Source organism: Paenibacillus durus (assembly GCF_000756615.1).
In the GTDB taxonomy this organism is placed as follows: domain Bacteria; phylum Bacillota; class Bacilli; order Paenibacillales; family Paenibacillaceae; genus Paenibacillus_AQ; species Paenibacillus_AQ durus.
Genome location: NZ_CP009288.1, coordinates 5,314,041 through 5,332,138, shown reverse-complemented (window position 1 = coordinate 5,332,138; position 18,098 = coordinate 5,314,041). Strand labels below are relative to the sequence as shown.

Genomic DNA, 18,098 nt, shown 5'->3' with positions numbered 1-18,098 from the left:
CGCTTCCTTGATCGGAAGCAGGCTCTCTTTTTTTGGGTGTATATGGATATATATGCTACACCCATTTTCCGAATGCTCTTTCGTTCACCGCCCTTAAATGGTAAACTTTGATTGACAGGGAAATATCCGCGATTTGAAGAATGGCGGCATGGTTAAACGGTTCGAAGGAGAAATTATGGCAAAGACAAAAACAAAATTTTACTGCACTGAATGCGGGTACGAGTCTCCGAAATGGCTTGGGAAATGCCCTGGATGTCAGGCTTGGAATAGCATGGTGGAAGAAACGGAAAGCGTAGTCAAAACTCAGGGAATGAACGCTCCTGTTTTTCATAGTAAAGAAAAGCCCCAGTCCATCATAAATATAGAAAGCGATCAGGAACCCCGCATATTGACCGGTATTGGAGAACTTAACCGGGTGCTTGGCGGAGGGATTGTACCGGGGTCCCTGGTGCTTGTGGGAGGCGACCCGGGCATAGGGAAATCGACGCTGCTGCTGCAGACCTCCCATGCGCTGACTACGCAGGGATTGCGCGTGCTGTATATTTCGGGAGAAGAATCGGTTCGTCAGACCCGGCTGCGGGCGGACCGGCTCGGAGCCCTGTCATCCGAGTTGTATGTGCTCTGTGAGACGAATATGGAAGCGATCGAGGAAGCGATTGAGGCGGTTCAGCCTAAGTTTCTGGTCATCGACTCCATACAGACGGTGTTTCTGCCGGAAGTGACAAGCGCACCGGGGAGCGTGTCGCAGGTTCGCGAATGTACGACAAGATTTATGCGGATCGCCAAGATTCGCGGCATTGCGACCGTGCTGGTCGGGCATGTTACGAAGGAAGGCGCAATCGCCGGCCCCCGGATGCTTGAGCATATGGTGGACTGCGTGCTGTATTTCGAAGGCGAGCGCCATCATACGTATCGGCTGCTGCGGGCCGTCAAGAACCGTTTCGGTTCGACGAATGAAATCGGTATTTTTGAAATGGGTGAAATTGGCCTGTCCGAGGTTGGCAACCCGTCTGAGCTGTTCCTTTCCGAACGGCCCCTCGGCGTAGCAGGTTCCACGGTTGTAGCCAGTATGGAAGGCACGCGCCCGGTGCTGGTGGAACTTCAGGCGCTTGTCGCCGCTACCCATTTCCCCTCGCCGCGGCGGATGTCAACCGGACTGGATAACCAAAGGATGGCGCTCATTATCGCTGTGCTGGAGAAGCGGATGGGCATGTTCCTGCAGAATCAGGATGCCTATCTTAACGTCGCGGGCGGGGTTAAGCTGGATGAGCCGGCTATTGATCTGGCAGTCGCGGTCAGTATTGCTTCGAGCTTTCGGGATATCCCGACTAAGCCGTACGACGTGTTCTTCGGCGAAGTTGGGCTTACGGGGGAAGTCAGGGGCGTCTCGCGCGCGGAGACGCGCGTCAAGGAAGCTGCCAAGCTGGGGTTCCGCCGGGTCATTATGCCCGAGAAGAGCCTGAAAGGCTGGAAGCATCCGCAGGATATTCAGATTATCGGGGTAAGTACCGTAGCAGACGCATTAGCGGTCGCTTTAAATTAGGGGGCAGAGGAATGAAAGATTACCAACTTGAAAATATGAACGATCTGCTCAGGCTAGCCGCGCCGGGCACATCCTTCCGGGAAGGGCTGGAGAATGTGCTGCGGGCCAAGACAGGTGCGCTGATTGTCGTCGGCTACAGTCCCGAGGTCATGGAAGTAGTGGATGGTGGCTTTTCCATCAACTGTGATTTTTCGCCCAATTATTTGTATGAACTAGCCAAGATGGACGGCGCGATTATTCTGAGCGAAGATCTAAAACGCATACTATATGCCAACACTCAATTGATTCCCGACCCCTCGATTTCCTCGATTGAGACCGGAATCCGCCACCGGACGGCTGAGCGGGTTGCGAAACAGACGGGCAAGCTGGTCGTATCCATTTCTCAGCGGCGCAACATCATCACGCTCTATCAAGGCTCCATCCGGTATGCGCTTAAAGACATCGGCGTCATCCTGACCAAAGCCAACCAAGCGATTCAGACCTTGGAGAAGTATAGGGCCGTTCTTACCCAGTCGCTGACGAACCTCTCTGCTTCTGAGTATGAAGGCATCGTTACCGTGCCTGAAGTAGTTGGCGTCATTCAGCGTGTGGAGATGGTGCTCCGCATCAAGATGGAGATTAAGCGCTATATCACCGAGCTGGGTAACGAAGGACGCCTGATCAGCATGCAGATGGTAGAACTGGTCGGAAATACCGAGGAAGAGGCGTGGCTTCTGTACAGAGACTATGCAAGGGAAGAGGAAGAGGACAAAATCCGCGAAATTATCGCCGGCCTGAAACGTGCGAGCGACGACGAGCTGATGGACGACAATCATATCGCCCGGCTGCTCGGTTTTTCGTCAACCGCAGTCGCATCCGAAGAGTCGGTTACACCCCGCGGCTACCGGCTGCTTAACAAAATTCCTCGGCTGCCGAATGTCATTATCCGTAATCTGGTGGAACGGTTCGAAATACTGCCCAATCTCATGGTGGCAAGCATAGCGGAGCTGGATGAGGTGGATGGAATCGGAGAGGTGCGGGCGCGGGGAATTCAGGACGGGTTAAAACGGCTGCAAAAACAAGTTCTTATTGACAGGCAAATGTAAATATCATACAATCACGTAATGTTAGAAAGTTTAGGACCTTACCGAATAATATAGGGGGTGACGAAATGATACAAAAATCAATTCCGAGTTTGTTCACGTTGGGTAATTTATTACTCGGAATGTTCGGCATCATGATGGCGCTCAACGGTAAAATCGGTATGGCAGCAATTATGGTCATTATCGCGATGCTTGCCGATTGCCTGGACGGCCGCGTAGCTAGGGCTCTTGGCGCGGAAAGCGAATTCGGCAAAGAACTGGACTCGTTGTCGGATGTCGTTTCCTTTGGTGTGGCACCCGCTCTTATAATGTACGTGACAAGTCTGCATGATTTGCATAATGCGTTGGCTTGGTCGGTTACGGCTATTTTTCCAATGTTCGGCGCGCTTCGTTTAGCCCGCTTCAACGTTCACCCGGGCGTTCCCGGGTATTTCATCGGCCTGCCGATCCCGGCTGCCGGAGGCGTACTTGCGACGCTGTCTCTGTTCCATAAGGATGTGTCTCCGGTATTTATGGTTATCGCTGCGCTGCTGCTGTCCTACTTGATGGTAAGCACGGTGAAGTATCCGAATTTCAAAAAAGTCGGGCTGCCCAAAAAAGCGGTTATCGGAGCGCCGGTCGTCATTATCATTGCTGTCGCTGTTGCCGTTGTATTTCCGGAGCAGATTTCCAAAATGATATTTGTCCTGCTGGCCTTGTACGCCTTGTACGGTTTGAAGCAGAATGTTGACAGACTGGCGGCCAGACGCCGTCGCCGCAACAGAAGACGTTCGGATGATAAGGCTTATCACTCCAAGAACGGGTAAGTTTCCGACCTGATAATTAAAGAGCCGGTTCCACGCTTGAAAGGTGTGGTAACCGGCTCTTGTTTATGTTACGGTGGATCGCAAACCATCCGGAAGAATGGATGGCAGATCCGGCCTTACGACAAATTGAACAGTCCGAGGGTTGCGCACTTTTGTGATTCCTTCACGACGACCTCGTCCATATTGATCCCAAGCAAATTGCACAGCGCCGACATGTAGAACAGCTCCCGGCCAAGCTCGGAGCCAATGACCTCACGACAGTTCTCGCACAACTCTCCCTTAACATGAGTGCCTGCATTTTCCTTCGCCTTTTCCAGACTTACGCCGGATTCAAACACCTGCTTGGTAGCATGAAGCTCGATACAGCCGCATTCCGTTATCGCCTTGACGACGGCGCGGTTAACTGATGCGCTGCTTTGACCGTTCTTGGACAGCACATCCAGAAGACTGCGGTGTCTTAGCAGCAGCTCGGAGACTTGGTCTTGAAAAGCCTGTAAACTCGGTGCGCTCATTAGCCATTCCCTCCGTTTCTTAATTGAGTTCATTATATGATACGCAAAAGCTCTTTTTCAACGGGCACTAAGCCACAAATTGAGAGCAGCGGTTTTTTGTCCATCTCTTATATTTAAAAAAATGGGTCTCCTACGATTACCTTCCCGAAAATTGGAACATACTGGGGGATAGGCGTGAGATTAAGGGAGGTGCGTAAATCATGTGGAAAAAATGGATTTTATTATTTGCCGCACTATGCGGTGGCTTTTCGGGCTACTCGCTGTATCATGCCGCAGAGCGGGATTTTCCGGAAGGCATGACCAGGCTGGGAAATAGCCTGCCGATCGAAGGAAGTCTTTTGTTTGCGGTGCTGGGTGCCATTATTTTTTTGTTCGCGGTGGCGTTATGCGCAGATTGGGCAGGATCAAGACTGCGGAAGGCGGCGCGTTACTGCTCTCAGATGCCGATGGATGAATTGGCTGCCGGAACGGTGGGGCTTCTGGGAGGATTGCTGCTGGCGCTGCTGCTCTATCCTTGCATGACATGGCTGGGCAAAGCTGGCGAGCTCCTTCAGGCGCCTGTTACGGCTGGCTTGGGATATTTGGGACTGCGAATCGGTCTTGAGAAGAAGAGGGAGCTGGCGGCGCTCTGGGCAACCGGAAGGTTTGGCCAAGCTGCGGAGCCGGAAGCCCCAGGGCCAGAGGAACATAAAATTCTCGATACCAGCGTCATCATCGACGGACGGATTGCGGATATTTGCAAGACGGGATTCATTGAGGGAACCATTGTCATCCCTGAATTTGTGCTGGAGGAGCTGCAGCATATTGCCGACTCATCCGATCTGCTCAAGCGCAATCGGGGCCGCCGGGGGCTGGATATTCTCAATAAAATACAAAAAGAGCTGGACGTGAAGGTGCTGATATACGAGGGGGATTTCGAGGAAATCTCCGAGGTGGACAGTAAGCTGGTGAAGCTGGCGAAGGTGCTGCACGGCAAAGTCGTAACCAATGATTTCAATTTGAACAAGGTGTGCGAGCTGCAAGGCGTCTCTGTGCTGAATATCAATGACTTGGCCAACGCGGTAAAGCCAGTGGTGCTGCCGGGTGAGGAGATTATCGTTCAGGTAATCAAGGACGGCAAGGAGCACGGACAAGGGGTCGCTTATCTGGATGACGGGACCATGATCGTCGTGGAAGGCGGCCGCGAATTTATCGGCAGCACGATGGAAGTGCTTGTGACCAGCGTGCTGCAGACGTCGGCGGGACGGATGATTTTTGCGAAACCTAAGCTTCTGGAAAAAGCGCAGTAGCGCCAGGGCGTTTAAACGGGGAACCGTTTGAGCGCCTTCTTTCTGTTCGTCTAGCGCAGCACACTGTTCTTCGTACGCTCCCCAATCTTCTGCGAACTCGCAGGAAGCGCCTATTTTTCCTCCTGAGTATGTCCCGTATCTCTCGGTTAGGAAAGCCTTCCAAACCGCCGCCTGGCTTGGAAAAGCCGGACAAACACGCTATGATGGGGATATACGTGAAATAACCCGCCAGGTGAACGTTGTTGCTGCAATGTTTGTTGATGCACAATGCGGGATACTCGGAATCAAGGACAGGAGCTTACAAGAATGGCAAACAATGTCGGCGTCGTCGTTGTGGCGGCAGGCAGAGGAACGCGTATGGGAACGGAAGAAAGCAAGCAGTATCTGCTGCTGCAGGGCAAGCCGATCGTCGTGCATACGCTGGAAGTGTTCCAGCAGCACGAACGGATCTCGGAGATTGTGCTTGTTACCGGTGCTGAGGATATGGGGCGCTGCCGGAAATGGTGCGATGAATACGGTTTAAGCAAAGTAAAAGACATCGTGGCCGGTGGTGCCGAGCGGCAGCATTCGGTATACCGGGGATTGGAACGGCTAAGTACGGAATGGGTAATGGTCCATGACGGAGTCCGGCCGTTTGTACGTCCTTCTGATATAGACGCTTGCTATGAAGAAGCGGGGCGGACGGGAGCGTCTGTCCTTGCTGTTCCGGTCAAGGACACGATCAAGCAGGTTGACGGGCAGGGGAGAGTTCTCTCCACGCCGGACCGGCGCAGTCTGTGGGCGATCCAGACCCCGCAGACTTTTCGTCTGTCACAGCTTCGAGCGGCCTATGAAGCGGCGGACAAGGAAGGATTTGTCGGCACCGACGATTCCAGCCTGGCCGAGCGGGCCGGGATACCGGTTGCCGTAGTGGAAGGAAGCTACAGCAATATTAAAATTACAACGCCCGATGATTTGGAGTATGCGGAATTTACAGTAACCATGAGGAGAGAGGGACAAGCATGATCGCTGTAGGACAAGGGTTTGACGTGCATCAGCTGGTCGAAGGACGGCCGTGCATCATAGGAGGAGTAACGATTCCGTATGAGAAAGGGCTGCTTGGCCATTCGGACGCCGATGTGCTGCTGCACGCGATCAGCGACGCCATTCTGGGCGCTTTGGGACTCGGCGACATCGGCCGGCATTTTCCCGACACGGACCCCGCCTTCAAGGATGCGGACAGCCTGAAGCTGCTGGAGCATGTCTGGGGGCTAGCCAAGGAGCGCGGCTACCGTCTGGGAAATATCGATTCCACCATTATCGCCCAGAAGCCGAAGATGGCGCCCTATATTCCGCAAATGACGGAGATTATCGCCCGGGCGCTGGAGGCGGAGCCGTCTCAGGTCAACGTAAAGGCGACCACAACGGAGCAGCTTGGCTTCACCGGACGGGGCGAGGGCATCGCGGCTCAATCTATTGTCTGCCTGCTCCAAAATATGCTATCATCATGAGATGACTGCAAGTAGAGCGAATCAACGAAATGAAAGAGCGGAGGAACTAATATGGGAGATCAAGTCCGGGTGCGCTACGCGCCAAGCCCTACGGGACATTTACATATCGGCAATGCCAGAACGGCCTTATTCAATTATTTGTACGCTCGGAACCAAGGCGGCAAATTCATTATCCGGATCGAGGATACGGACGTGAAGCGCAATATCGCCGGCGGAGAAGAAAGCCAGCTGAAATATTTAAAATGGCTGGGCATCGATTGGGACGAGAGCATAGATGTCGGCGGCGAATACGGTCCTTACCGCCAGACGGAACGGCTGGATCTGTACCGTATATACTGGCAGGATCTTATTGACCGCGGGCTGGCTTACCGCTGCTACTGCACCGAGGAAGAGCTGGAAGCGGAGCGCGAGGAGCAGCTTGCACGTGGAGAGACGCCGCGTTACTCCGGGAAGCACCGCAATCTGACCGATGAGCAGCGCGCCGCTTATGAACGGGAAGGCCGCGTCGCGAGCATCCGGTTCCGTGTTCCGGAAGACCGGACCTATTCCTTTAATGATATCGTCAAGGGCCCAATCTCCTTCCAGACGACCGAGATGGGCGATTTTGTCATTGTGAAAAGAGACGGAATTCCAACGTATAACTTTGCGGTTGCCGTCGATGACCATTTAATGGAGATTACCCATGTGCTGCGCGGTGAAGATCATATCTCCAACACCCCCCGCCAGCTTATGATATATGAAGCCCTTGGATGGGAAGCGCCGTTGTTCGGCCATATGACCCTGATTGTCGGCGAAGATCACAAGAAGCTCAGCAAGCGGAATGAATCGATCATCCAGTTCATCTCACAGTACGAGGATCTGGGCTACTTGCCGGAAGCGCTGTTCAACTTTATTGCGCTACTGGGCTGGTCGCCTGAAGGGGAGGAAGAGATTTTCAGCAAAGAAGAGCTGATCTCTATTTTTAATGCAGACCGCCTGTCCAAGAGTCCGGCCGTATTCGATACGAACAAGCTGGCGCATCTGAACAATCATTATATTAAGCATGCCGATCCGCAGCGCATTGCCGATCTGGCGATCCCTCATTTGCAAAAGGCCGGAAGGCTGCCTGCGGAGCTTAGCGATGAGCAGCGCGCTTGGGCAGAAAGCCTTGTCGCTCTTTATCAGGAGCAGATGGTGGCGGCTTCGGATATTGTCGATTTGTCGGAAATTTTCTTCCGTACTCATCTGGAACTGGATGCTGAAGCGGCGTCAATTCTCTCGGAAAGCCAAGTTCCGGCAGTGCTCTCCGCCTTTTTGGCGAAGATTGAAGCGGCCGGGGAGTTTACGCCTGTTGCAATCGGGGCATTAATTAAGGAAGTGCAGAAGGAGACGGGGAACAAGGGCAAAGCGCTGTTTATGCCGATCCGTGTCGCTGTAACCGGTCAGACGCACGGGCGTGACCTCAATGCGACCATTACCCTTATCGGACGCAGCCGTGTCATCGAACGCCTTAAGGCACAAATAAAAGAGGCCTAAAAGTCCTGGGGAATAGGCAAATGCCCTTGTCAGTCCTTGCGCTTTTCGCTAAGATAAAGATAGAAAATAATCGAAAAAGCTGCGATCAGGAGAAGTACACGTATAAAAGCCATTTACAGAGAGAATAACCGCGAAAAGGCCTGCCTTTTCAGGCTGGAAGTTATTCATGGCACACCGTGGAAAATGCGCCTGTGAGCTGTGCGGTTGAGCGGTTGCTTGTATTAGGCACCTTTAGGCCGCGCCGGAGACATCGCCGTTATGGATGCCAAGGGGGACAAGGAACCTGTCGTTTTTTAGGCGGGTAGTCATTGTCCAAGCAGAGTGGGACCGCGCGACGACGTCTCTGCAGCTTTATGCTGCAGGGGCGTTTTTTGTTGAAATATAAGAGACTGCAGCGGCCGCTTATAGAGATCAAGAAAAAAGCGGATTAACTTCTTCGCTCTGCCTGACAACAGGAGACGAGGAAGCATGGAGGGGGAACCGCGATGTTTGAGCATATCAAAGCGGACATTCAGGTGGTGCTTGACAATGATCCTGCGGCCCGCAGCCGGTTCGAGGTCTTCTTTACTTATGCCGGTCTGCATGCAATCTGGGCGCACCGGATTGCCCATCGCTTATACAGACGCGAATGGTTTACGGTGGCACGCATGGTGTCGCAATTCAGCCGGTTTATGACGGGGATCGAGATTCATCCCGGCGCACGTATAGGCAAAAGATTGTTCATCGATCACGGTATGGGCGTGGTTATTGGAGAAACTTGCGAGATTGGCGACGATGTTATCATCTACCAGGGGGTCACACTGGGAGGAACCGGTAAAGAGAAAGGGAAGCGCCATCCAACCGTTGGCAATAATGTGGTTATTGGCTCCGGTGCCAAAGTGCTCGGCTCATTCCGGATTGGAGATAACTGCAATGTCGGCTCGAACTCGGTCGTGCTGCGGGAGGTGCCGGACAACAGTACGGTTGTAGGCAATCCCGGCCGCATCGTGAAGCGAAACGGAGAGCGGGTAAGGGACAGACTGGATCATACGAAGCTGCCCGATCCGGTTATCGATTCCTTGCGTTTCCTGCAAAAAGAGATCGAAGAGCTTCGCCAGCAGATCGGCGGGGAAGACGGGCAAAAGGCGGAGCAGCGCAGGCTGGAAAGCGAGCAGTATTTCGGAGATTACGAAATTTAACCAGGCAACTGGCGACGGCCCTGACAAGGCCGAGCGAGAAAGGATTGAGCAGTATGGCGCTCACTATTTACAATACGTTATCACGGAGCAAGGAGGAATTCATTCCACTTGTCCCGGGCAAAGTGAAGATGTATGTATGCGGTCCGACGGTATACGGATACATTCATATCGGAAATGCGAGGCCGGTCATCGTATTCGACATCGTTCGCAGCTATCTTGAGCAGCTGGGCAACGATGTCGATTATGTGGTCAATTTTACGGATGTGGACGACAAGCTGATCCGTAAGGCCGAAGAGATGAACATGACTGTACCCGAAGTGGCCGAAAAGTTCATTGCGGCTTTCCTTGAGGATATTGAAGGTCTTGGGGCTAGACCGGCTACTCGTAATCCGCGCGTGACGCAGAGTATGGATTTGATTATCGAATTTATCAAAGAATTGGTGGATAAAGGCTACGCCTACGAAAGCGGCGGGGATGTCTTCTACCGCACCGCCAAATTCGAGAGCTACGGCAAGCTGTCCCGCCAAAACCTGGAAGAGCTGCAGTTCGGCATTCGCGTCGAAGTTGATTCGCGCAAGGAGAATCCTGAAGACTTCGTGCTGTGGAAAGCGGCGAAGCCTGGCGAGATCTTCTGGCACAGCCCATGGGGAGACGGACGCCCCGGCTGGCATATCGAGTGCTCGGCTATGGCGCGGGAGTTCTTGGGCGACACTATCGATATCCACGGCGGCGGACAGGATTTGACGTTTCCGCATCATGAATGCGAATGTGCGCAGAGCGAGGCGCTGACCGGTAAGCCGCTCGCCAATTATTGGATGCATAACGGGTTCCTTAACATTGGCGACGAGAAAATGTCGAAATCCCTCGGCAACGGTCTGCTCGTCAAGGATTTCCTCAGCCGCTACAAAGCAGGGGCAATCCGCTACTTCATGCTCTCGACACATTACCGGAACCCGCTGAATTTCAGCGAAGAGGCGCTGCAGTCGGCAGAGAAAAGCGTTGAACGGATAGCAAGCGCCGCAGGAAACGTCAAGTACCGGCTGGATTTGGCAGAAGGCGACGCCGCAGGGGAACCGAGTGCGGAGCTCGCGGCTAGTCTCGAAGCCATTTTGAAGCAGTACCATGAAAAAATGCAGGACGATTTCAATACACCGGACGCAATTACGGCTGTATTTGAATGGGTGAATGCGGCCAATTTGGCGATGGCGGACAATAATCTGCCAGCGGCTGATCTGGCTGCGCTTCTGAAGGCTTTTGAAGACATGAACGCCGTGCTTCGGCTTGTTCCCGAAACGGAAGAAGAGGGCACCGACGACGAAATAGAGCGCCTGATCGAGGAGCGCGTGGAAGCGCGGAAAGCGAAGAACTGGAGCCGGGCAGATGAAATTCGCGATATTTTAAACGGCATGGGTATTGTGCTGGAAGACACTCCGCAGGGAATGCGGTGGAAGCGCAAATGAGTGAAGGCTGGTTTCCTTATTCGCCTTCCAAGCCGGTCAAGCTGATTTCGCCTATTGTGCTTGCCTATATCGGAGACGCGATTTATGAGGTGGCGGTACGGCAGTATCTCATTTCGCGTCCCAACCTGCGCCCGAATCATCTTCACCGCGCTGCGACCGGGTTCGTGTCGGCCAAAGCGCAGAGTAAGATTCTCAGTTTGCTGGAACCGGAGCTTACGGATGAGGAGAAGGATATTATTCGGCAAGGACGCAACGCCAAGTCAGGCACCATACCGAAAAATGCCGATGTACTGGAGTACCGCTACGCCACGGCCTTTGAATGTCTGATCGGCTATCTGTATTACACGGGACAGCAGGCAAGGTTGCAGGAATTGATACACAGCGGCATTCAGCAAATGGAAAGTTAGAACCGGGAGGATACAACTATGGTTGAAGATTACGATAAGACCGAAGAAATATTGGCCGGCAAGCATTCAGTGCTTGAAGCGCTGCGCGCAGGCCGGACTCTTAATAAAATATGGATCGCGGAGAACGCGCAAAAAGCGCTGACGGCTCCCATCGTGGCCGAGGCCCGTCAGGCGGGCGTCATTATCCAGCATGTGGATAAACGCAAGCTGGATCAGCTCGCTCCCGGATTGCAGCATCAGGGAGTGGTTGCCCAGGCCGCTCCTTACGCCTACGCGGAAGTCGAGGATCTGTTGGCCGCCGCCGAAGCTAAGGGGGAGCCTCCGTTCCTATTGCTTCTGGATGAAATAGAAGATCCGCATAACCTTGGTTCAATCCTCCGCAGCGCCGATTGCACCGGGGTGCATGGTGTAATAGTGCCTAAGCGGCGTTCTGCGCAAATAACAGCCACGGTATCGAGGACTTCCGCCGGTGCGGTGGAATATGTGCCCGTTGCGCGGGTAACAAATCTGGGGCAGACAATCGACCGGCTCAAAGAGCTTGGTATTTGGGTTGTCGGAACGGATGTCGATACGGATCAGGATTTGTTCGGCTCCGATATCTTTACCGGTCCGGTTGCGGTAGTGATTGGGAACGAGAGCAAGGGTATGGGCCGGCTGATCCGCGAAAAATGCGATATGCTGCTGAAGCTTCCGATGGTTGGTAGAATCAACTCACTTAATGCTTCCGTAGCGGCGGGCGTCATTATGTACGAGGTGCTGCGGCGCCGTCGCAGACCGGAATAGCGATGAGAGACCTGCGCGATGTGTTGCTGGTGGACGGATATAATATGATCGGCGGCTGGCCGGAGCTCGCCGCGCTTTCCCAGACCGGCATGCAGGAAGCGCGTGACCGGCTGCTCGATCTGCTTGCCGATTATCAGGCCTATTCCGGGCGGCGCGTCATCGCCGTGTTCGACGCCTATCGTGTGCCGGGCCTCGGCCGTTCTTTTGTCCAGGGCAAAGTTCAAGTCTATTTCACGAAGGAAAAAGAAACAGCCGATGAGTGCATCGAGCGGCTGGTCGGAGAGTACAGCCACCGCCGCCGGCAGATTTATGTGGCCACCAGCGATTCTACCGAGCAGCATGTTATTTTTGCGCAGGGAGCGCTGCGCGTTTCGGCCAGGGAGCTTCGGCTGGAAGTGGAAGAGATGCAGCGGGAAGTCAAAAAGACAATCGAACCGCGAAACACCCGCTCCTCCCGGCACACTCTTGAGGACAAGCTGCCGCCCGAAGTGCGCAGCCGGCTGGAAGATTGGCGAAGACAATAAGTATCCGGACATGTTAGAGAAGCTCCGGAAAACTGTAATTTTATGTTATTGATGATCAATACTTGGTTAAACGGTTGTTGACGGTGTAAGGTAACGTAATATATACTGTTCGTATATTTCACGAAGTAACGATGCGTCCTGCGTTGCAGCCGGGGGGATTCTTGGTGAGTGTCGACCTCAAGGAACTAGTGCTTTCCGAGTATGAATTCATAAGCGATGAAGACATCGTCGAAGCTTTTCGAAGCGGGGACGGTGGCGCGTTGGAACATCTGATCAACAAATACCGCAATTTTGTGCGCGCGAAGGCCCGGTCCTATTTTCTGATCGGAGCGGATCGCGAGGATATTGTTCAGGAAGGCATGATCGGCCTTTATAAGGCGATTCGTGATTTTAAGGGCGACAAGTTGTCTTCGTTCAAGGCTTTTGCCGAGCTGTGTATTACCCGGCAGATCATTACAGCCATCAAGACGGCCACACGCCAGAAGCATATTCCGCTTAATTCCTACGTCTCTTTGGACAAGCCGATTTATGACGAGGATTCGGATCGAACTCTGATGGACGTCATTTGCGGCTCGCAGGTGCTGGACCCCGAGGAACTGATTATCAATCAGGAGGAATTCATCGGACTTGAGGACAAGATGGCCGAAATTCTCAGCGATTTAGAACGTAAAGTGCTGATGCTCTATCTCGATGGACGATCCTATCAGGAAATCGCCGAAGATTTGAAGCGGCATGTGAAGTCGATTGACAACGCTCTGCAGCGGGTAAAGCGGAAACTGGAAAGATATCTGGAAGTGCGTGACAATTAGTGATATAATATGAACCGGAAAGGCTCGTATACGAGTCTTTTTTTAATTGGAGAACTGTCGGATGGTTTAACTATGGAGGAAATATATAATACTAGATGTCAGACCGGCGGATACAAGTGAAAGCTGGAGAATAAGGAATGCGGACACGCTTGGACAAGTTGTTTCAGATTTTCGTTGACATTGGGCTTGGCGTTATGATAAAGTGTTTTAGGTAGGCCCAAATTCGCGGCTTTTTTTGGATATAAACAAAGCCACAGGCTTTTGGCTGGAGCTTTGATTATATTTTGAAAAAGAGATGCCATCCACGAAAAGAGCGGTCAGCCGTTTTTTTCATGGGATCAATTTTTGCGTCTTTCGGTTCTGCGAATCGAGAGAACGTTTCGGGAGGTGCACAGCATGCGGGTAATTATCACTTTGGCTTGTACAAGTTGCAAACAAAGAAACTACGCGACGACCAAAAACAAGCGTAATCATCCCGACCGCATGGAGTTGAAGAAGTTTTGCAAGTTTTGCAACGCGCAAACTCCTCATCGCGAAACTAGATAGTTTGTTGGAGGTGTAGTCGGCGTGAAACGCAGTTTCAAGTCTTTGTTTTCCTTTTTCACTGAGAGCTGGACTGAACTTAAGAAGGTTCGATGGCCCAATCGTAAAGAACTAACCAACTATACATTGATCGTTCTAGGTACAATCGTAGTTGTCGCGCTTTATTTCTGGGTTCTGGACATCGGTATTTCCTTTGTGATCGAATCGATTATTTAGAGAGGTCCTAGGTGGCTTGATATGGAAAAAAGATGGTACGTCGTTCATACCTACTCTGGGTATGAGAACAAGGTCAAAGCCAATTTGGAAAAGCGCGTTGAGTCCATGGGCATGGAAGACAAAATATTCCGCGTTCTTGTTCCTATGGAAGAAGAAGTGGTAAACAAGGATGGCAAGAAGAAGGCCGTCATGCGTAAAGTTTACCCCGGTTATGTTTTGGTCGAAATGATTCAGACGGATGATTCCTGGTATGTTGTCCGCAACACGCCGGGCGTTACGGGATTCGTAGGTTCGACGGGTTCGGGTTCCAAACCAACCGCATTGCTTCCGGAAGAGGTTGAGCAAATTCTGAAGCATATGGGCATGGTTGAGCCGAAACCGAAGATCGATTTCGAAATCAAGGAATCCGTACGCATTATGGTTGGTCCTTTTGCGAATTTTGTGGGCTCCGTGGAAGAAATTTTGGCTGACAAGAGCAAGATCAAGGTTCATGTGAACATGTTTGGAAGAGAAACCCCGCTGGAGTTGGATTTCACTCAAGTGGAGAAAATATAACACAAGGGTTTCTTGTGAACGGACGGCTTGCCGTTCGAAGTCCAGTATTTAAGTCAAGGAGGTGTCACTCATGGCTAAAAAAGTTATCAAGATGGTGAAACTGCAGATTCCTGCAGGGAAAGCGAACCCTGCGCCTCCGGTAGGTCCGGCGCTTGGTCAAGCAGGTGTCAACATCATGGCATTCTGTAAGGAATTCAACGCCCGTACCGCCGACCAAGCCGGTCTGATTATCCCGGTTGAAATCACGGTATTCGAGGATCGTTCCTTTACTTTCATCACCAAAACTCCTCCGGCTGCTGTTCTGCTCCGCATCGCTGCGAAAGTAGAAAAAGGCTCCGGCGAACCGAACAAGAAAAAAGTTGCAAAGCTGAACCGCGCCGCAGTGCGTGAAATCGCCGAGCAAAAAATGCCCGATCTGAACGCTGCATCCGTGGAAGCGGCTATGCGTATGGTTGAGGGAACTGCCCGCAGTATGGGCATCACGATCGAAGACTAATTTCGACTTCGTGCAGACCGGTCTCCTGGGGACCGCATTATGTGGGAGGATATTCCGCTAATACCACAAAGGAGGAACATTTTCATGGCTAAACATGGTAAGAAATACCTGGAAGCTGTTAAGCTGATTGACAGCGAAGCGACTTACGAGCCTGCGGAAGCTGTTGAGCTTGTGAAGAAGGCGGCAACTGCCAAATTCGACGAAACCGTTGAAGCGGCTGTCCGTCTGGGCGTAGACCCTCGTAAACAAGACCAAGCCGTTCGCGGCGTTGTTGTCCTGCCTCATGGCACAGGCAAAACCCAGCGCGTGCTTGTATTTGCGAAAGGTGACAAAGCGAAGGAAGCGGAAGCGGCTGGCGCTGATTTTGTTGGCGATCAAGATATGATCAACAAAATCCAACAAGGCTGGTTCGAATTCGATGTCTGCGTAGCTACACCTGATATGATGAGTGAAGTCGGTAAACTGGGCCGTCTGCTCGGTGGTAAAGGCCTTATGCCTAACCCTAAAGCCGGCACGGTTACATTCGATGTTGCCAAGGCTGTTCAAGAAATCAAAGCCGGTAAAATCGAGTACCGTCTGGACAAAGCGGGTCAAATTCATGCGCCGATCGGCAAAGTGTCTTTTGATGCTGCTCAACTGAACGAGAACCTTAAAGCACTTATCGATGCGTTGAACCGTGCGAAACCGGCTGCAGCCAAAGGGGTATACCTCAAAGGCATCGCCGTATCTTCGACTATGGGACCAAGCGCTCGTGTAAGCACGGCTGCTTACAGATAATTCAGGATTGACTCTCGGGACAATCTTTGTTAATCTATAACAGTTGTGATGAGTTAGGGTCTTCTACTTGACTTTGAATATGCTTGCCGTAGACAGTAGGTGCCGCAAGGCTTAATTTCCTACCGAGGTGTTATGATAGAAACAAAGGAAACGGTCCTGCCGTATACCTATCGTTTTATCAAGCCTTCGTGAATCTGCGGAGGCTTTTCTAATGCCTGCGTAGGATCGGCGGAGCTTTTCGTTATAAGCGAGCCGTATAAATTATCAGGAGGTGTAATCATTGGCAAATGCTAAAGTAATTGAAGCTAAACAGGAAGCGGTTGATGTCGTTACCGGCAAACTGCAAAACAGCATCACGACTGTTGTTGCGGACTACCGCGGATTGAACGTTTCCCAAGTAACCGAACTGCGCAAGCAGCTTCGCGAAGCGGGCGTTGAATTCCAAGTTCTTAAGAACACACTGCTTCGCCGCGCAACCGCTGCGGCTGAGCTGACCGAGCTGGATGAAGTTCTGACAGGTCCTACCGCTATCGCCTTCAGTGCGAATGATGCAGTAGCACCGGCCAAAATTTTGAACGATTTTGCCAAAAAGAACGACGCTTTGAAACTGAAAGGCGGCGTTGTGGAAGGTAAAGTAATCGGCGCGGATCAAATCAAAGCGCTGGCAGAACTTCCTTCCCGCGAAGGACTGCTGTCCATGCTGCTTAGCGTTCTTCAGGCACCGATGCGCAACTTCGCGCTGGCAGTCAAAGCTGTCGCCGACAAAGAAGAGCAAAGCGCGTAACACAAACCAGAATTTCAATATAAAAATATCAATATAATTGGAGGTTTAATCATGAGTAAAGAAGCAATCTTGGAAGAAATCAAAGGCATGAGCGTACTGGAACTGAACGAACTGGTTAAAGCAATCGAAGAAGAATTCGGCGTAACTGCAGCAGCTCCTGTAGCAGTTGCTGGCGGCGCAGCAGTAGCTGCTGAAGCAGAGCAAACTGAATTCGACGTAATCCTGACAAGCGCTGGCGGTTCCAAGATCAACGTAATCAAAGTTGTTCGCGAAATCACTGGCCTGGGTCTGAAAGAAGCCAAGGACTTGGTAGACAACGCTCCGAAGCCGATCAAAGAAAAAGTAAGCAAAGAAGACGCAGATGCTGTCAAAGCAAAGCTGGAAGAAGCAGGCGCAGCTGTAGAAGTGAAGTAATTGTAAGCATCATCCTTGGGAGCGAAGTGATTCCTCCCATTCATTGCAGCCCCTTGAACATGTTCAAGGGGTTTGCTGTATGCAAAGGACCTAAGGATTTACTGAGCAGTCCAGAAGAGGGAGGAATGGGTATGTCCCAGCATTATTACTCGCAGCAGCCGGAAGCCCGTCACGACAGACGCGTTATTAACGCAGTGCTCCGGGGCACGAGTTATCGATTTACAAGCGATGCCGGCGTATTCTCCAAAGGAGATATGGATTATGGGAGCCGGGCGCTGATTGAAGCCATGGAAATTCCGGACGGCTCCGCGGTGCTTGATGTGGGCTGCGGCTATGGGCCGATTGGTCTTGCGGCGGCGCGCCTGGCTCCAGGAGGCATCGTGACGATGCTTGATATTAACAGCCGGGCAGTTGAGCTGGCCCGCGAAAATGCGAAACTGAATGGAATTTCAAATGTGAAGATCATGGAAAGCGATGTGCTGGCTGCAGTAGCTGGACAGACCTTTGATATTATTCTAACCAATCCTCCCATTCGTGCTGGGAAATCGGTGGTCCATCGTATTTTTGAGGAAGCCTATGAGCATTTGAATGAAAACGGAGCACTCTGGGTCGTTATTCAGAAGAAGCAGGGCGCGCCATCGGCGGCGTCGAAGCTCGAGAGTCTGTTCGGTGAAGTGCGGGAGATTGGCAAAGACAAAGGATACCGTATTTTAAAAGCTGAAAAAATCACAAAGTAAATAGGCTGACATTATTGACATGGGATGTTGGTAGTGGTATTATTATAAAATGTCAGTATTAAGCTAGGCTCCATGTCTTTAGTTTGCTGAAATGTCAAGCGTCAACATTGTCAACGGCAGGCGCATGCCGAGGGCAAGTTTGCGCGCAAACGCCTATTAACAGCCGTTTTTCTCTGAG

Annotated in this window: 22 protein-coding genes and 1 other annotated feature; of the genes, 21 read left to right on the top strand and 1 reads right to left on the bottom strand. The window is 52.0% G+C overall.

The features are described 5' to 3' along the window. The first annotated feature begins 175 nt into the window (after nt 1–175). From radA to pssA, 3 genes are all read left to right on the top strand, one after another. Entirely contained in the window at nt 176–1,543 is a 1,368-nt protein-coding gene (radA, locus tag PDUR_RS23615; protein WP_042209654.1) for a DNA repair protein RadA, read from the top strand. An 11-nt stretch (nt 1,544–1,554) separates the two neighbouring features. Then, a complete protein-coding gene (gene disA / locus PDUR_RS23610) occupies nt 1,555–2,628 on the top strand; it encodes a DNA integrity scanning diadenylate cyclase DisA (RefSeq protein WP_042208419.1) in 1,074 nt (357 codons plus the stop codon). Nucleotides 2,629–2,693: 65 nt separating this feature from the next. Beyond that, nucleotides 2,694–3,431, top strand: coding sequence for a CDP-diacylglycerol--serine O-phosphatidyltransferase (pssA, locus tag PDUR_RS23605; protein WP_042208417.1), 738 nt, complete (start codon nt 2,694–2,696; stop codon nt 3,429–3,431). A 116-nt stretch (nt 3,432–3,547) separates the two neighbouring features. Here pssA and PDUR_RS23600 read toward each other — a convergent pair whose 3' ends face one another. Next, complete coding sequence (locus tag PDUR_RS23600) at nt 3,548–3,943, bottom strand: nucleoside triphosphate pyrophosphohydrolase family protein (RefSeq protein WP_042208415.1); 396 nt, start codon at nt 3,941–3,943, stop codon at nt 3,548–3,550. Nucleotides 3,944–4,143: 200 nt separating this feature from the next. Between PDUR_RS23600 and PDUR_RS23595 the strand changes: the two genes are divergently transcribed. From PDUR_RS23595 to PDUR_RS23515, 18 genes are all read left to right on the top strand, one after another. Beyond that, entirely contained in the window at nt 4,144–5,232 is a 1,089-nt protein-coding gene (locus tag PDUR_RS23595; protein ID WP_042208414.1) for a PIN/TRAM domain-containing protein, read from the top strand. Between the two features lie 306 nt (nt 5,233–5,538). Then, nucleotides 5,539–6,237 carry a 2-C-methyl-D-erythritol 4-phosphate cytidylyltransferase gene (ispD, locus tag PDUR_RS23590; protein WP_042208413.1) on the top strand — a complete coding sequence of 233 codons (699 nt, stop codon included), beginning with the start codon at nt 5,539–5,541 and terminating at the stop codon, nt 6,235–6,237. After that, nucleotides 6,234–6,722, top strand: coding sequence for a 2-C-methyl-D-erythritol 2,4-cyclodiphosphate synthase (gene ispF / locus PDUR_RS23585; RefSeq protein WP_042208411.1), 489 nt, complete (start codon nt 6,234–6,236; stop codon nt 6,720–6,722). The genes ispD and ispF overlap by 4 nt, the downstream gene beginning before the upstream one ends. A gap of 51 nt (nt 6,723–6,773) precedes the next feature. Beyond that, nucleotides 6,774–8,237: a glutamate--tRNA ligase gene (gltX, locus tag PDUR_RS23580; RefSeq protein ID WP_042208410.1), complete on the top strand. Its 1,464-nt coding sequence runs from the start codon at nt 6,774–6,776 to the stop codon at nt 8,235–8,237. Nucleotides 8,238–8,722: 485 nt separating this feature from the next. Continuing rightward, nucleotides 8,723–9,415 carry a serine O-acetyltransferase gene (cysE, locus tag PDUR_RS23575; protein WP_042208409.1) on the top strand — a complete coding sequence of 231 codons (693 nt, stop codon included), beginning with the start codon at nt 8,723–8,725 and terminating at the stop codon, nt 9,413–9,415. A gap of 53 nt (nt 9,416–9,468) precedes the next feature. Then, entirely contained in the window at nt 9,469–10,875 is a 1,407-nt protein-coding gene (cysS, locus tag PDUR_RS23570; protein ID WP_042208408.1) for a cysteine--tRNA ligase, read from the top strand. Next, nucleotides 10,872–11,282: a Mini-ribonuclease 3 gene (locus PDUR_RS23565; RefSeq protein ID WP_042208407.1), complete on the top strand. Its 411-nt coding sequence runs from the start codon at nt 10,872–10,874 to the stop codon at nt 11,280–11,282. The genes cysS and PDUR_RS23565 overlap by 4 nt, the downstream gene beginning before the upstream one ends. Before the next feature lie 18 nt (nt 11,283–11,300). Next, complete coding sequence (rlmB, locus tag PDUR_RS23560; protein ID WP_025691677.1) at nt 11,301–12,065, top strand: 23S rRNA (guanosine(2251)-2'-O)-methyltransferase RlmB; 765 nt, start codon at nt 11,301–11,303, stop codon at nt 12,063–12,065. A gap of 2 nt (nt 12,066–12,067) precedes the next feature. Further along, nucleotides 12,068–12,589: an NYN domain-containing protein gene (locus PDUR_RS23555; protein ID WP_042208406.1), complete on the top strand. Its 522-nt coding sequence runs from the start codon at nt 12,068–12,070 to the stop codon at nt 12,587–12,589. 164 nt (nt 12,590–12,753) lie between these two features. Next, entirely contained in the window at nt 12,754–13,398 is a 645-nt protein-coding gene (gene sigH / locus PDUR_RS23550) for an RNA polymerase sporulation sigma factor SigH (RefSeq protein WP_025691675.1), read from the top strand. Between the two features lie 396 nt (nt 13,399–13,794). Next, nucleotides 13,795–13,944: a 50S ribosomal protein L33 gene (gene rpmG, locus PDUR_RS28355; RefSeq protein ID WP_081755001.1), complete on the top strand. Its 150-nt coding sequence runs from the start codon at nt 13,795–13,797 to the stop codon at nt 13,942–13,944. A 21-nt stretch (nt 13,945–13,965) separates the two neighbouring features. Next, nucleotides 13,966–14,157 (top strand): preprotein translocase subunit SecE, encoded by a 192-nt coding sequence (gene secE / locus PDUR_RS23545; protein WP_042208404.1) that lies wholly within the window; start codon nt 13,966–13,968, stop codon nt 14,155–14,157. Between the two features lie 21 nt (nt 14,158–14,178). Next, nucleotides 14,179–14,712: a transcription termination/antitermination protein NusG gene (gene nusG, locus PDUR_RS23540; RefSeq protein ID WP_025336689.1), complete on the top strand. Its 534-nt coding sequence runs from the start codon at nt 14,179–14,181 to the stop codon at nt 14,710–14,712. Between the two features lie 70 nt (nt 14,713–14,782). Continuing rightward, nucleotides 14,783–15,208 carry a 50S ribosomal protein L11 gene (rplK, locus tag PDUR_RS23535; protein ID WP_025691673.1) on the top strand — a complete coding sequence of 142 codons (426 nt, stop codon included), beginning with the start codon at nt 14,783–14,785 and terminating at the stop codon, nt 15,206–15,208. 84 nt (nt 15,209–15,292) lie between these two features. Continuing rightward, the gene (gene rplA / locus PDUR_RS23530) at nt 15,293–15,985 is read left to right on the top strand and encodes a 50S ribosomal protein L1 (protein WP_042208403.1); all 693 of its coding nucleotides are present in this window, start codon (nt 15,293–15,295) and stop codon (nt 15,983–15,985) included. 68 nt (nt 15,986–16,053) lie between these two features. Beyond that, nucleotides 16,054–16,204: a sequence feature (ribosomal protein L10 leader region), on the top strand. Nucleotides 16,205–16,265: 61 nt separating this feature from the next. Next, nucleotides 16,266–16,769 carry a 50S ribosomal protein L10 gene (rplJ, locus tag PDUR_RS23525; RefSeq protein ID WP_025691671.1) on the top strand — a complete coding sequence of 168 codons (504 nt, stop codon included), beginning with the start codon at nt 16,266–16,268 and terminating at the stop codon, nt 16,767–16,769. A gap of 51 nt (nt 16,770–16,820) precedes the next feature. Continuing rightward, entirely contained in the window at nt 16,821–17,183 is a 363-nt protein-coding gene (gene rplL, locus PDUR_RS23520; RefSeq protein ID WP_025691670.1) for a 50S ribosomal protein L7/L12, read from the top strand. A gap of 131 nt (nt 17,184–17,314) precedes the next feature. Further along, nucleotides 17,315–17,920, top strand: a complete 606-nt coding sequence (locus PDUR_RS23515; RefSeq protein ID WP_042208402.1) for a class I SAM-dependent methyltransferase — start codon at nt 17,315–17,317, stop codon at nt 17,918–17,920. Nucleotides 17,921–18,098: the final 178 nt, after the last annotated feature.